General features: G+C 63.8%; 14 protein-coding genes. 3 read left to right on the top strand and 11 right to left on the bottom strand.

Going from position 1 to position 14,233, the window contains the following annotated elements:
- Complete coding sequence (locus tag FJ988_RS11985; protein ID WP_140817744.1) at positions 1-1,089, top strand: ABC transporter ATP-binding protein; 1,089 nt, start codon at positions 1-3, stop codon at positions 1,087-1,089.
- On the opposite strand, the gene FJ988_RS11980 is transcribed toward FJ988_RS11985, so the two are convergent.
- The 9 genes from FJ988_RS11980 to FJ988_RS11940 form a co-directional block, all read right to left on the bottom strand.
- Positions 1,082-2,668, bottom strand: coding sequence for an FGGY-family carbohydrate kinase (locus FJ988_RS11980; RefSeq protein ID WP_140817742.1), 1,587 nt, complete (start codon positions 2,666-2,668; stop codon positions 1,082-1,084). The genes FJ988_RS11985 and FJ988_RS11980 overlap by 8 nt on opposite strands.
- Entirely contained in the window at positions 2,665-3,348 is a 684-nt protein-coding gene (locus tag FJ988_RS11975; protein WP_140817740.1) for an HAD family hydrolase, read from the bottom strand. Before FJ988_RS11975 ends, FJ988_RS11980 begins: the two co-directional genes overlap by 4 nt.
- A gap of 78 nt (positions 3,349-3,426) precedes the next feature.
- Entirely contained in the window at positions 3,427-4,905 is a 1,479-nt protein-coding gene (locus FJ988_RS11970; RefSeq protein ID WP_140817738.1) for a mannitol dehydrogenase family protein, read from the bottom strand.
- A gap of 148 nt (positions 4,906-5,053) precedes the next feature.
- Entirely contained in the window at positions 5,054-5,824 is a 771-nt protein-coding gene (locus FJ988_RS11965) for an L-iditol 2-dehydrogenase (RefSeq protein WP_140817736.1), read from the bottom strand.
- A gap of 10 nt (positions 5,825-5,834) precedes the next feature.
- Positions 5,835-6,839, bottom strand: a complete 1,005-nt coding sequence (locus FJ988_RS11960; RefSeq protein ID WP_140817734.1) for an ABC transporter ATP-binding protein — start codon at positions 6,837-6,839, stop codon at positions 5,835-5,837.
- A 64-nt stretch (positions 6,840-6,903) separates the two neighbouring features.
- On the bottom strand, positions 6,904-7,728 hold the full coding sequence (locus FJ988_RS11955) for a carbohydrate ABC transporter permease (RefSeq protein WP_140817732.1): 825 nt from the start codon (positions 7,726-7,728) through the stop codon (positions 6,904-6,906).
- Between the two features lie 11 nt (positions 7,729-7,739).
- Positions 7,740-8,612: a carbohydrate ABC transporter permease gene (locus tag FJ988_RS11950; RefSeq protein ID WP_140817730.1), complete on the bottom strand. Its 873-nt coding sequence runs from the start codon at positions 8,610-8,612 to the stop codon at positions 7,740-7,742.
- Positions 8,613-8,754: 142 nt separating this feature from the next.
- Positions 8,755-10,065 carry a sugar ABC transporter substrate-binding protein gene (locus FJ988_RS11945; protein ID WP_140817728.1) on the bottom strand — a complete coding sequence of 437 codons (1,311 nt, stop codon included), beginning with the start codon at positions 10,063-10,065 and terminating at the stop codon, positions 8,755-8,757.
- A gap of 174 nt (positions 10,066-10,239) precedes the next feature.
- Positions 10,240-11,148, bottom strand: coding sequence for a LysR substrate-binding domain-containing protein (locus tag FJ988_RS11940; RefSeq protein WP_140817726.1), 909 nt, complete (start codon positions 11,146-11,148; stop codon positions 10,240-10,242).
- A 111-nt stretch (positions 11,149-11,259) separates the two neighbouring features.
- On the opposite strand from FJ988_RS11940, the gene FJ988_RS11935 reads away from it, so the two are divergent.
- A complete protein-coding gene (locus tag FJ988_RS11935) occupies positions 11,260-11,445 on the top strand; it encodes a hypothetical protein (protein ID WP_140817724.1) in 186 nt (61 codons plus the stop codon).
- 21 nt (positions 11,446-11,466) lie between these two features.
- On the opposite strand, the gene FJ988_RS11930 is transcribed toward FJ988_RS11935, so the two are convergent.
- Positions 11,467-12,423 (bottom strand): sugar-binding transcriptional regulator, encoded by a 957-nt coding sequence (locus FJ988_RS11930; RefSeq protein WP_140817722.1) that lies wholly within the window; start codon positions 12,421-12,423, stop codon positions 11,467-11,469.
- Positions 12,424-12,621: 198 nt separating this feature from the next.
- Between FJ988_RS11930 and FJ988_RS11925 the strand changes: the two genes are divergently transcribed.
- The gene (locus FJ988_RS11925) at positions 12,622-13,254 is read left to right on the top strand and encodes an HAD family phosphatase (protein ID WP_140817720.1); all 633 of its coding nucleotides are present in this window, start codon (positions 12,622-12,624) and stop codon (positions 13,252-13,254) included.
- A gap of 165 nt (positions 13,255-13,419) precedes the next feature.
- Here the strand turns inward: FJ988_RS11925 and FJ988_RS11920 are convergent, their stop codons facing one another.
- Complete coding sequence (locus tag FJ988_RS11920; RefSeq protein ID WP_140817718.1) at positions 13,420-14,187, bottom strand: class II aldolase and adducin N-terminal domain-containing protein; 768 nt, start codon at positions 14,185-14,187, stop codon at positions 13,420-13,422.
- Between the last annotated feature and the right edge of the window lie 46 nt (positions 14,188-14,233).

The raw sequence follows: 14,233 nt of genomic DNA, 5'->3' as shown, positions 1-14,233 counted from the left end.
ATGTCCGCAATCGTTTGCTCCCATGTCGACAAGGCCTATGGCGCCACGACCGTCATCCGCGACCTCAATCTCGCGATCGAGGAGCATGAGTTCGTCGTGTTCCTCGGCCCGTCCGGCTGCGGCAAGTCCACGCTGCTTCGGATGCTGGCTGGACTGGAAGAGATCAGCGGCGGCGAGGTGTCGATCGGCGGCAAGGTGGTGAACGATCTGGAGCCCGGCGACCGCGGCATCGCCATGGTGTTCCAGAACTACGCGCTCTATCCGCATATGACGATCTTCGACAACATCGCCTTCGGGCTGAAGCGCCAGAAGGTGCCGGCGGCCGAGATCAGGAAACGGGTCGAGGCGGTCGCCAAGACCCTTGGGCTGGAGCCCTATCTCGGCCGCAAGCCGACCGAGCTTTCCGGCGGCCAGCAGCAGCGCGTGGCGATCGCGCGCGCCATGATCAAGACGCCGAAGGTGTTTCTGTTCGACGAGCCGCTCTCCAATCTCGACGCCAAGCTGCGCAACCATATGCGGGTCGAGATCGCCAGGCTGCACCAGTCGCTGAAGACGACCACCGTCTATGTCACGCATGACCAGCTCGAAGCGATGACGCTGGCCGACCGCATCGTGCTGTTGAAGGACGGCGTGATCGAGCAGACCGGCTCGCCGGCGGAGATCTATCGCCAGCCGGGCAACATGTTCGTGGCCGGTTTCATCGGCACGCCGAACATGAACTTTATCGAGGTCACGGTCGAACGCTCAGGAAACAGCTGGACGCTGACTGGCGCCGGCACGGTGCTTTCGATAGGCGGCTCAGATTTTCATCTCGAGCATGGCGGCCGCGCCGTGCTCGGCATCCGGCCACCCGACTTGAAGACGGCGGGAGGGGCCAGCGGCAATGTGCTGCAAGGCACGGCTGACCTCATAGAATTCCACGGCAATGACGCGCTGGTAACCTTCGGCTCCGGCGGCAAGGAGATCAGCGCCCTGGTGCCGGCCCGCGAATGCCCGCAATTGCGTGCGCCCGTCCGCTACACATTCGACGAGGACAGCATCCACCTGTTCGACGCGGCGACTGGCATGTCGCTGCGCAAGGTCAGCTGATCACGTCCAGCATCTGCCGCTGGCGGTGCATTTCGAGGAAAATGCGGTAGTCGCGGTCGAAGCGGGCGCCGGCTTGCTTGTTGGGGGCGCGCGTCCTGCCGCCTTGCTGCATGGCGACGCAGGCCGCGTTGAGATCGGGATAGAGCCCGGCGGCGGTCGCCGCCACCATGCCGGTGCCGAGCAGCACCGCTTCGTCGGCCAGCGGTTCGACCACCGTGCAGCCGGTGGCGTCGGCGTAGAGCTCCATCAGAAGCGGGTTCTTGGTGTGACCGCCGGTGACGTGCAGCGTGTCGATCAGGTAGCCGTTCTCGTTCAGCGCATCGAGCACATGGCGCACGCCGAGCGCGATGCCGACGGCGGTGCGCCAATAGAGCTTGCACAGGCTGTCGAAGGAAGCGTCCAGCGTCAGGCCGCTGATGACGCCGACGGCATGCGGGTCGGCGAGCGGCGAGCGGTTGCCGTGGAAATCCGGCAGCACATGCAGCCGCGCCGCCAGCGCGTCGCCATCCTCGGCGCGCAACTCGGCAACGCGCCCGGCGATCTTCATGTGCATGGCCGCATCGGGCTCGCCGCCGGCGCCGTGCCAGCGGATGATGTGGTCGAGAAGCGCGCCGGTGGCCGACTGGCCGCCTTCGGAGAGCCACAGCGTCGGCAATGCCGCGCCGTAATAGGGACCCCAGACGCCGGCAAAGGGTTGCGGATCCGGCGACATCGCCATGACGCAGGACGACGTGCCGGCGATCAGCGCCAAATGCCGGCCAATGTCCTTCTCGTCGCCGGCGAAGCCGCCGAGAACGCCGAGCGCGCCGGCATAGGCATCGATGACGCCGGCACCAACCCGGCATTTCGTCGTCAGGCCGAGCTCGGCGGCCGCCTCGGCCGTCAGTGCACCGATATCGGCGCCGACGGGGCTGGCCTTTTCCGGCAGACTGCCGTGCTCGAACAGATCGCCGAGACCGACGAGCTCGAAGAAATCGCGCCGCCAGCCTTTTTCCTCATGCGCGAGATATGTCCACTTCGCCGTCAGCGTGCATTGCGAGCGGGCGAGCGAGCCGGATGCCTTCCAGGTGAGGAAATCGGCGAGGTCGAATAGATAGCCGGCTTCATTCCAAGTCTTCGGCAGATGACGCTTCAGCCACATCAACTTCGGCGTTTCCATCTCCGGCGACATCACGCCGCCGATATAGTCGAGCACCGCATGGCCGCTCGTCGTGCATTCGTCCGCTTCGGCGATGGCGCGGTGATCGAGCCAGACAAGCGTGTCCCAGCGCTTCTCGCCGGTGACGGAAACGCTGAGTGGATCGCCCTTTTTGTCGCGCACGACCAGCGAGCAGGTGGCGTCGAAGGAGATGCCGGCGATGGCATCGCCGGCGACGCCGGATTTCTGCAGAGCGGCGCGCACGGCCTTGCACACGGCCGCCCAGATATCCTGCGAATCATGCTCGGCATGATCGGGCTTGGGCTGGTGCATGGCGATCGGGTGATCGGCGCGTCCGAGAAGGTTGCCGCCGGAGTCGAGAATGCCCGCGCGAGCGCTCCCGGTGCCGACATCGACCGCGCAAACGAAACTCTTCGTCAAGATGCTTTTTCTCTCGCTCCCAGGCCTGCAATCAGATCGGGCAATTGCAGCATGTCAGCGAATATAAAGTCCGGTTCGGTCGACGCAAGCCGGGCTTTCAAGCCGGGATTGCCGGCATGCGAACCGCCGGTGAAGGCAAAGACGCGCATGCCCGCAGCGCGCGCCGCGGCGATGCCGGCCGGACTGTCCTCGATGACCAGGCAATTGCGCGGATGCACCTGCATCGAGGCGGCGGCATGCAGGAAAAGGTCGGGCGCCGGCTTGCCGCGCTTGACCATGGTGGCACTGAAAAGATGCGGCTCCAGGAGCGCTAGCAGGCCGGTGACGTCGAGCGCGTAGCGGATGCGCTCCAGCGTTCCGGATGAGGCGACGCAGCAGGGCCGGCCAAGCTTCGGCAGCACCTCCTTGACGCCCGGGATCGGCTTCAATTCCTCGCGAAATTTGCGCATCAGGTCGACGCGCATGGCAGTCAGATGCTCGTCGCTGATCTCCAGGCCGAAATCGCGGCCGAGGATCTCGCGCACGCTCTTCATGCTCTTGCCGAGGAAATGCTCGTAGGCGGCGTCCTCGCTGACCGCACCGCCGGCGAGATCGATCATGGCAAGCAGCGCCGAGACCGAGAGCGCCTCGCTGTCGACCAGCACGCCGTCGCAGTCGAAGATGACCATTTCCGGCGTCATCGAGGCTTGCTTCCAGTCGATTCTTTGTTGGAGCGTGATCTTTTCCGAAAACCGGTTCCCACTTTTCGGGATCACGCTCTAGAGCTTGCCGGCGAGATAGCGCGTCAGCGTTTCGCGCGCGCCGTTCGCCCACAGCACGTTCAGCGCATGGCCGAAAGCCTCGGCGAAGACGGGCGAGCGGCCGACATCACCATAAATGTCCTCCATCGCCAGCCAGGCCTTCGGATCGTCCTTGGCCTTTCTCGCGGTCGCCTGCATGCGATCCCAATTGGGATCGTTCGGCTCGATCACCGCGCCGCTGTCGGTGGTGCCGAAGCAGTAGCGGCACCACAGCGCCGATTCCAGCGCGAGGCCGGCGACGCCCTTGCCCGCCTTCAACCGGTCGGCGATGGTCGGAATGATGAATTTCGGCTGGCGATTGGAGCCGTCGAGGCAGAGCCGGCGGATGGTGTCGCCGATCTTCGGGTTGGAGAAGCGGCGCTCGATGAGCTGGTAGTAATCCTCCAGGTCGGTATTCGGCACAGGCGGCACGGTCGGGATGATCTCGTCATGCTCGAGTTTCGACAGGAAGCTGCGCACCAGCGGCTCCTGCATGCCTTCATGGACGAAATGGATGTCCATCAGGCCGGCCGGATAGGCGATGGTGGCGTGGCCGCCATTGAGGATGCGTATCTTCATCAGCTCGTAGGGAGAGACATCCTTGACGAACTGCACGCCGACCTTTTCCAGCGCCGGGCGGCCGGCGGTGAAGTGATCCTCCAGCACCCATTGCTTGAACGGTTCGCAGAACACCGGCCAGCTGTCCTCCAGGCCGAAATCGTCGGCGAGGATCTTGCGCTCGCGGTCGGTGGTGGCCGGCGTGATGCGGTCGACCATGCCGTTCGGGAAAGCGACCTTGTCTTCTACCCATCTGGCAAGATCCTCATCGATCAGCCGGGCGAGGCCGATGACGCCGTCGGAGGTGACATGGCCGTTATGGGGGATGTTGTCGCAGGACATGACCGTGAACGGCACGATGCCGTCGGCGCGGCGGCGCAACAGGCCGGCCAGGATGATGCCGAACACCGTCTTCGGCTTTGCTCCCGGCTGCGCGTCGGCGACGATGTCGGGATGGGCCGGGTTGAACTTGCCCGACGCCGGATCGATGAAATAGCCGCCCTCGGTGATGGTCAGCGACACGATCTTGATCGCCGGATCGGCCAGCTGATCGATGACCGCGGCGGCATCGCCGGGCATCAGGAAATCGATCATGGCGCCGGTGACGCGGGCGCTCATATGGCCCTGGTCCTGCTCGACCACCGTGGTCAGCCAGTCCTGTTCCTGCAGCCTGGAGCGGCCGACCTTCTCGCCGTCGAAGACGCCGGCGCCGATCAGCGCCCATTCATGGCCCTGGCCGGTGGCGAAGAGATCGTCCAAATAGATGGCCTGGTGCGAACGGTGGAAATTGCCGACGCCGAAATGGACGATGCCGGCTCTCAACGCCGAGCGGTCGTATTGCGGCCCGGCGACCTTGGACGGAAGCTTGGCGAGGTTCGCGGAGGAGAGTTTCACGGTCATCGCATTTTACCCTTTGGCCGACCCGCAGCCCAACTGTTCCGCCTCCCTGGGAGAGCGAGGATGAGGGGCAGCATCCGGTGCTTCGGCGTGCTGCCCCTCACCTGCCCATGGCGTCTTCTCCGGAGGAAAGAGAGAAGCGCCTTCCCCCTCAACTCATCCAATTGCCGCCGTCGACATTGTAGGTCTGGGCGACAATGTATTCTGCCTCGTCGCTGGCGAGGAAAACCGCCATGCCGGCCAGATCCTCGGGCCTGCCCATGCGCCCGTAAGGCACGTTTTCGCCGACCAGGCGTTTCTTCTCGCCCTTCGGCCGGTTCTCGTATTTGGCGAACAGCGCGTCGACCTGGTCCCACATGTCGCTGTCGACAACGCCCGGCGCGATGCCGTTCACGTTGATGCGATGCTTGATGAGATCGAGCCCTGCCGACTGCGTCAGCGAAATGACCGCAGCCTTGGTGGCGCAGTAGACAGCCACCAGCGGCTCGCCGCGCCGTCCGGCCTGGCTCGCCATGTTGATGATCCGGCCGCCCTTGCCACGCCCGATCATCGAGCGGGCGGCCGCCTGCAGCATGAACAGCGTGCCGGCGACATTGACCGTGAACAATTTGTCGTAGCTCGCCTTGGTGATCTCGACGATCGGCGCCAGGTCGAAGATCGCGGCGTTGTTGACCAGCACGTCGAGGCCGCCGGTTCTGGTTTCGACCGCTTTCACCGCCGCGTCGATCGAAGCCTGGTCGGTGACGTCGAGCTTGACCGCATAGGCCTTGTCGCCGATCGCAGCCGCGGTCTTTTCCGCGGCCGACAGATCGATGTCGGCAATCGCCACCGTCGCCCCTTCGCGCGCGTAGGTTTCGGCGAAGGCCTTGCCGATGCCGCGCGCCGATCCGGTGATCAGCGCCGATTTGCCTCTCAACCTCACAGTCCCGCCCTCACTGAGCCAACGCCTTGCCGTCGGCGCCGAAGCGATGCAGCTTGGTCTTGTCGGGGGTCAGATAGACGGTATCGCCGTGCTTGACCGCTACCTCGCCGTCGGCGCGCACATTGACCGTGCCGATGCCGTCTGCCTGGACATGCAGGAAGGTATCGGATCCGAGATGCTCGGCAACGCCGACCGTCGCCTTCCAGTCGCCCGACGTGGTCGAGATGTTGAGATGCTCTGGCCGGATGCCGATGGTCTTGGCACCATACTTGTCGGCCGGCGCGCCTTCGATGAGGTTCATCTTGGGCGAGCCGATGAAGCCGGCAACGAATAGGTTTCGCGGCGTCTTGTAGAGTTCCATCGGCGAGCCGACCTGCTCGATGTTGCCGGCGTTGAGGACGACGATCTTGTCGGCCATGGTCATGGCTTCGACCTGGTCGTGTGTGACGTAGATCATCGTCGTCTTCAGTTGATGATGCAGTTCGCTGATCTCGAGGCGCATGGTCCCGCGAAGTGCGGCGTCGAGGTTGGACAGCGGCTCGTCGAACAGGAAGGCCGAAGGTTGGCGCACGATGGCGCGGCCGATGGCGACGCGCTGGCGCTGGCCGCCGGAGAGCTGGCCGGGACGGCGTTCGAGATAGTTGGTAAGGTTCAAGACGCGCGCGGCGTCCTTCACCTTCTTGTCGATGGTCGCCTGGTCCTCGCCGGCCATCTTCAGCGGGAAGGCAATGTTCTTGGCGACGGTCATATGCGGGTAGAGCGCGTAGGACTGGAACACCATGGCGAGCTTGCGCTTGGCCGGCGCCTCGCGGGTGACGTCGCGGCCGTCGATGTTGATGGTGCCGCCGCTGGTGTCCTCGAGGCCTGCGATCAGCCTGAGCAGCGTGGACTTGCCGCAGCCGGACGGACCGACGAACACGACGAACTCGCCATCCTCGATGTTGAGGTCGATGTTGGGGATGATCGTCGTCGACCCGAAGGATTTTGAGACGTTCTTGAGCGTGATGTTTCCCATGGTTTCCTCCCGGGGATAGTCTTCGTCGTCCGCCGCTTGGGCGTTCCTACTTCACGGCACCGCGCTACTTCACAGCACCAAAGGTCAGGCCGCGCACCAGTTGCTTCTGGCTGAACCAGCCCATGATCAGGATCGGCGCGATGGCCAGCGTAGAGGCAGCCGAGAGCTTGGCCCAGAACAGGCCTTGCGGGCTGGAGAAGGAGCTGATGAAGGCGGTGAGCGGTGCGGCATTGGTGGTGGTGAGCCGGATCGTCCAGAACGCCTCGTTCCAGGCCAGGATGATGTTAAGCAGCATGGTTGAGGCGATGCCCGGCACCGCCATCGGCGTCAGCACATAGATGATCTCGTTCCACAGCGAGGCCCCGTCCATGCGCGCCGCTTCGAGGATCTCGCCGGGGATCTCGCGGAAATAGGTGTAGAGCATCCAGACCACGATCGGCAGGTTGATCAGCATCAGCATGACCATCAGGCCGATGCGGCTGTCGAGCAGGCCGGAGTCGCGGAAGATCAGGTAGATCGGGAACAGCACCGCGACCGCCGGCATCATCTTGGTGGACAGCATCCACATCAGGATGTCCTTGGTCCGCCTGGTCGGCGAGAAGGCCATCGACCAGGCCGCCGGGATGGCGACGATGAGGGCGAGGATGGTCGAGCCGACCGAGAGCAGCACCGAATTGAAGAAGAATTTGAAGTAGCCGCTCTGCTGCTGCACCTCCGAATAGCTCTCGAAGGTTCCCGACGGGATCAGGTTGAAGCCCTGGATCGCCTCCTGTTCCGACTTGAACGAGGTGATGATCGTGTAGAGGATCGGAAAGAAGATCAGCAGGGCGACGATCCAGGCAGCTAGCGTGGCGATGGTCTTGTGCTGGGTGGTGACTGCGCGTGCCATCTGATCCTCCCTTACTTGTCCAGGTTCTTGCCGACGGCGCGCATGGCGAAGAAGGCGACGATGTTGGCGAGAATGACGGCGATCACGCCACCGGCGGATGCCTGGCCGATTTTGAACTCCAGCAATGCCTTCTGGTAGACGAGGAAGGGCAGGTTGGTGGAGGCGTAGCCCGGGCCGCCATTGGTGGTGACCAGGATCTCGGCATAGACCGAGAGCAGGAAGATCGTCTGGATCAGGATGACGACGGTGATGGCGCGCGACATGTGCGGCAGCGTCAGATACCAGAAGCGGCTGAGGAAGCCGGCGCCGTCCATCTCGGCCGCCTCCTTCTGCTCGCCGTCGAGCGACTGCAGCGAGGTCAAAAGGATCAGCGTCGCGAAGGGCAGCCATTGCCAGGCGACGATGATGATGATGGCGGTCAGCGGATGCTGGCCGAACCAGTCTATGGGTTCGCCGCCGAAGAAGCGCGCAATGTCGGCGAAGACGCCGTATTGCGGATGCATGATCATGTTCTTCCACACCAGTGCCGCCACCGGCGGCATGACGAAGAATGGCGAGATCACCAGGATGCGCACGATGCCCTGGCCCCACATCGGCTGGTCGAGGAGCATCGCCAAAAGGATGCCTCCGACCACGGTGATGATCAGCACGCTGACGACGATGGTGAGCGTGTTGAGGATCGAATAGAGGAAGGCCGGATTGGAATAGAACAGCGCGTAATTGGAGAAGCCGACGAAACCGTCGCGGATCGGGTTCAGCGGATTGTATTGCTGGAACGAGAACCACAGCGTGAAGGCCAGCGGCACGATCATCCAGACGAACAAAAGGATTACCGATGGCGCCATCATGAAACGGGCAAGCGAACGGGTTTGCTGAGTAGCCATGACGGTCACCCTCCAACGGTCAGCCAGGTTTTAGAGTTGTGCCAGAATTTTCCCGAGTTTGAAAAGAGGCCGCCCGAACTGGGTTTCGGGCGGCCTCCTGCCGGTCATGATGCGCGACCGGCTTTCGGCACCGGGAGGAGCCTTACTTGATGTAGCCGCCTTCGGTCATCGCCGCGGTGGCAGCGTCCTGCGCCTGCTTCAGCGCATCGTCGACGCTCGACTGGCCGGCAAGGGCGGCCGAGAAGAGCTGGCCGACGGTGGTGCCGAGGCCCTGGAACTCAGGAATGGCGACGAACTGCACGCCAACATAAGGCACCGGCTTGACGGTCGGATGCGTCGGGTCGGCGGCGTTGATGGAGTCCAGCGTCATCTTCGCGAAGGGCGCTGCCTTCTGGTACTCCGGATTGGCGTAGAGCGAGGAGCGCGTTCCCGGCGGAACGTTGGCCCAGCCCTCCTTAGACGCGACCAACTCGGCATAGTGCTTCGAGGTCGCCCAGGACACGAACTTCTCGGCGGCGTCGGCCTTCTGCGTACCGGCGGGGATCGCCAGCGACCACGCCCACAGCCAGTTGCCGCGCTTGCCGAGCCCATTGTCGGGGGCCAGCGCATAGCCGACCTTGTCGGCGACGGTCGAGTTCTTCGGGTCGGAGACGAAGGACGCGGCGACGGTGGCATCGATCCACATGCCGCACTTGCCCTGCTGGAACAGCGCCAGGTTCTCGTTGAAGCCGTTGGACGAGGCGCCTTCCGGACCGTCGGCCTTCATCAGGTCGACATAGAATTGCAGCGTGTTCTTCCACTCCGGTTGGTCGAACTGCGGCTTCCAATTCTCGTCGAACCAGCGGGCGCCGAAGGAGTTCGACATGGCGGTCAGGAAGGCCATGTTCTCGCCCCAGCCGGCCTTGCCGCGCAGGCAGACGCCGTTCACGCCATTGGCGCGGTCGGTCATCTTGTCGGCGGCCTGCTTGATGAAGTCCCAGGTCGGGGCGTCGGGCATCTTGAGGCCCGCCTTCTCCATCAGGTCCTTGCGGTACATGACGAAGGAGCTTTCGCCGTAGAAGGGCGCGGCATAGAGCTTGCCGTCGACCGAGAGACCGCCGGCGATGGCCGGGATGATGTCCTTGGTGTCGTAGTCGTCGCCGAGCTTGTCGAGCGGCAAGAGCCAGTTCTGCTTCGCCCAGATCGGAACCTCGTAGGTGCCGATGGTCATGACGTCGTACTGGCCGCCCTTGGTGGCGATGTCGGTGGTGACGCGCTCGCGCAGCACGTTCTCTTCAAGCGTGACCCAGTTGAGCTGGATGTCGGGGTTAGCCTTGGTGAAGTCGTCCGTCAGCTTCTGCATGCGGACCATGTCGCCATTGTTGACGGTGGCGATGGTGATGGATTCGGCATGCGCGGCGAAAGCAAGAGCGCTGGCCGACAACAAGCCCAGGGTGAGCGTGCGAAGTTTCATCAAATTCCTCCCATAAACCAAAGTGAGCATTTGCCTTGGCTCTGGGCAATTACTCACTTGGCGTGAATTATGTCAAGGCGGAATCGATGCTGCAGTGCAATAGAAATGACGCAGCGTGACCCAGCCGGCGAGGCGGCCGGCGATAGTCGAAGAACGTAGCTAGAGGCGGTTGGCCTATGGGCAAGCGATCTCGGCGAGGATCCAATCGCGGAAGGCGCGGATCTTCGGCACGTTGCGGCGCGCCGTCGGATAGACCAGCCAATAGGCGTGACCGTCGTCGCCGACCAGGTCGAAAGGCTGGACGAGACGGCCGTCGGCGATCTCATTCTTGAACAGCGCCCGGGTGAGGATAGCGACGCCGTGACCGGCCATCGCGGCGTTCGCCTCATAGGCCTGCGCACCCATGCTGGAGCCCGGCCGCCTGGCGAGGTCGTGCCCGGTGACGCCGGCCGCCTCGAACCATTGCGTCCACCAGATGTCGCCGGGATCGAGGATCGGCAGCCGCAGAAGATCCGCCGGCTGCTTGACCCCACCGATGCTCGCCGCCAGCTTCGGGCTCAGCATCGGCGTGAAATCGGCGTCGAGCAATTTGTGAGACTCGAGGCCCGGCCACTTGCCACCACCGGAGCGGATGGCGAGATCGACATCCTCGCGCGCGAAATCGGTCAGCCGGCTCGACGTGTCGAGCCGCACGGCAAGTGCGGGATGAGCAAGCTGGAAAGAGCCCAGATGCTGCGCCAGCCAGTTGGAAGCGAAGGTGAGCACCGTGGTGACGCAAAGCAGCCCGTCGGCCCCGCCGCGTGCCGCGGCATAGGCCTGGCCGAGGATAGCGAAGGCTTCGCTGACGGCCGGCGCCAGGCGCTGCCCCGGTTCGGTCAATTCGATCTGCTTCGGACGGCGCAGGAAAAGCGGCGCGCCGATGCGCTCCTCGAGCACCTTGATCTGATAGCTCGCAGCCGCCTGGGTCATGCCCAGTTCCTGCGCGGCCTTGGTGAAGGAGAGATGCCGGGCCACCGCCTCGAAAACCCGGATCGCCGGAAGCGGCGGCAACGGTGCAAGCTGCGGGGGCTTCAGATCGGGCATAAAACCTCCTTATGGGTCATGATCGAGGTTTAATTGGCAGCGCGAGTCCGCCAGACCGATATTTGGGGTCGACGATCATTCCAGTTCAAGAAGAAGCGAAAGCTGAAGATCATGACCACGATCCAGGAAAAGCTCGTTACCACCCCGGCGCAAAGCTGGTTTTCCCTGCTGATGCACGAATTTTCACGATTTGCCCGCCGCCGGCGCGGCTATGTCGATGTACGCGATCTGTCGCCGCATCTGCAGCGCGACATGGGATTCCTCGACGGCAACGACCCGCGCGGGCCGTCGCAATAAGTGGCTCGTTTTTATCGGTGTTCAGCCCGCGAGCAGAGCTTCGGCCGTCCGCTCGTCGGTGATGAGACCGTTGACCAGCCGGCGGTTGACCGCCGCCAGTATGCCCGGCAGCTTGCGCTCGCCCATGGCCAGCGCAATGACCAGCGATTTTTCGCGCGACGGCAGTGAGGCCGAAGACACGCGGTCGTTGGTTATGCCCTCGATCATGCGACCCTCGCGGTCGTAAACCCAGCCGACGATCTCGGCGATGCCGCCGGCCTTCTGCAGCGCCTTCAACTCGCTTTCCGAAATGAAGCCGTCCTCATAGAGCGGCGCCTTGGGGCCAAGGTCGCCGATGCCGACGAAAGTGACGTCGGCTTCCGCGGCCAGCGCCAGCGTCGGCTGGATCATCGGCTGGTTGAGCAACATGTCGCGCTCCTCCGGCGAGGAGGCGATGACCGGCAATGGCATCGGGAAGGATCGCGCCTTGACGCGGTCGGCCATGGTGAAGATGACGTTGTAGAAAGCGGCGGAGCCGTCGGGCGAGATGTTGCCGGTCAAGGACACCACCTTGTGCTGCGGGCACTCCATCGGCGGCAGTTGCTCGATCGCTGCCTTCAGCGTGCGGCCGGTGCCGATCGCCATAACGATCGGCGCTTCGGAGCGCAACCGGCGCTCGATCTCGGCCGCGGCCGCTTCGGCGATGCCGATGGTCGTCGAGGTCGAGGTCGGATCGCTCGGCACCACTTCGACCAGGTCGAGCGCGAAGCGCGACTTCAGCCTGGCAGCAAGGTCGAGGCAGTTGGCGATCGGATGGTCTACGCGCACCTTGATCAAGCCCTCAGACATGGCCAGAGAGACCAACCGCTGCGCCGTCTGCCTGGAGATGCCGAGCTTGGCTGCGATCTGGTCTTGCGTGTTGCCGGCAACGTAATAAAGCCAGCCGGCGCGCGCGGCGTCGTCCAACCTGGTGTTGCCGGTTTCCTGTCGCGAATTCACGTCCTGCCTCCCAACCCCGACAAGGGCGCTATAGCTTACAGCGATTATTTTGGCGCGCAATTGTCTGTCAAAAGAGCAAATGTTTGCAGGCGTCGCCCGCCACCAAAAGGTTGCTCGTCCCCAGCGTCAACCATTTGCGGCTGGGCGGTTTATCTCGGCGGCGAAACCCATTAAGGGGAGCGGACAAAGGAGCCGCGCATGACGCCGAAAGCCGTTTTCTGGGACATGGACGGAACGCTGGTAGACAGCGAGCCGCTGCACGAGGCAGCCCTTGCGGCCGCGCTGCGCAGCGTCGGCATCGCGCCGCCGACCGACCTGCATGAACGGGTGCTGGGCGTCGCAGCATGGCCGGTCTACGAGATGCTGCGCGACGAGTTCGGCTTGGTCATGCCCTTCGACGACTGGATCGTGCGCAAATACGACCACTATCTGCCAATGGCAGACACGCTGAAGCCGCGCCCCGGCGCGATCGAGGTGTTCAACGAATTGCGGGCGCTCGGCGTCGAGCAGGCGGTGGTGTCCAACTCCGACCGGCTGATCGTCGACGCCAATCTCTCCGCCGTCGGGCTGATCTATCCGGGCATGCGCACGGTGAGCCGCAACGATGTCATCGAAGGCAAGCCTTATCCGGAACCCTTCCTGCGCGCCGCCTATCTCGCCGGCGTCGATCCGAAGGATGCGTTCGCGGTCGACGACAGCGTGACCGGCGCTATGGCCGGGCTGGCGGCCGGCATGAAGACGATCTTCTGGCCGGAAGCGCCGATGGCAGGACCGCCGGGCGCGATCGTGATCAACAGTGCCGAAGAGTTGCGGGCGCAGTTGGGGCTGTGATCAGCCTCCTTCTCCCCGTCACTATACGGGGAGAAGGTGCCGGCAGGCGGATGAGGGGCAGCGCTGACCTGGCAAAACGCTGGCGCATAGGCGTTGACTTCTGAAACCTTGGTGCCGCCCCTCATCCGCCCTTCGGGCACCGGAACGGGGAGAAGGGAAAGAAGCTCAATTCCGATAGACCGGCTCTTCCTCGTCGAGGATCGCCTTGAGCTCGGCGAGATGGCGCTCGGCCTGGCCGGGGTAGTCGTCCATTTCGCTGGCTGTCTTTTCGGCGATCTCATCCGATAGCGTGCGCAGCGGGCGGCCGGTCCATAGCGCCTTGATGTAGGTCTCGGCGGCGCGCTCGAAATAGAACATGCGGTTGAAGGTGTCGGCGACGCTGTCGCCGATGACCATGACGCCGTGATTGCCCATCACCATCACCTTGACCTTGGGATCGGTGAGAAGCTGCGAGCAGCGCTCGCCCTCCTCCTCGAAGGCCAGCCCGCCATAATTGGCGTCGACGACATGGCGGTTGAAGAACATGGCGGAGTTCTGGTCGACGGGCGGCAGCGTCGAATCGGCCAGCGAGGCAAGCACGGTGGCGTGGATCGAATGCACATGCATGGCGCAGCGCGCATGCGGGACGTTGCGGTGAATGGCGCCGTGCAGGCCCCAGGCGGTCGGGTCGGGCGCGTTGGGCCCGGAGAGCGTTTCAGGATCGTTGGCGTCGATCAAAAGCAGGTCGCTCGCCTTGATGCGCGAGAAATGCACCTGGTTGGGGTTCATCAGGAATTTGGTGCCGTCCTCGTTGACCGACAGCGAGAAATGATTGGCCACCGCCTCATGCATGTTGAGCCGCGCCGTCCAGCGGAAGGCGGCGGCGAGATCGACCCGCTCCTCATAGTAGGGCAGGTTGCTCAGCGGTTCCTTGTGCAGGCGGGCAAGGCTCATCGAAAATCCTCCGCTTGGGTCTACTAGCAAGAATGCCGTGCGGGGC

It is taken from the genome of Mesorhizobium sp. CU3 (assembly GCF_006442965.1).
GTDB lineage: Bacteria > Pseudomonadota > Alphaproteobacteria > Rhizobiales > Rhizobiaceae > Mesorhizobium.
Note: the sequence above shows the minus strand (reverse complement) of the source record. Positions and strands in the feature narration are given on the sequence as shown.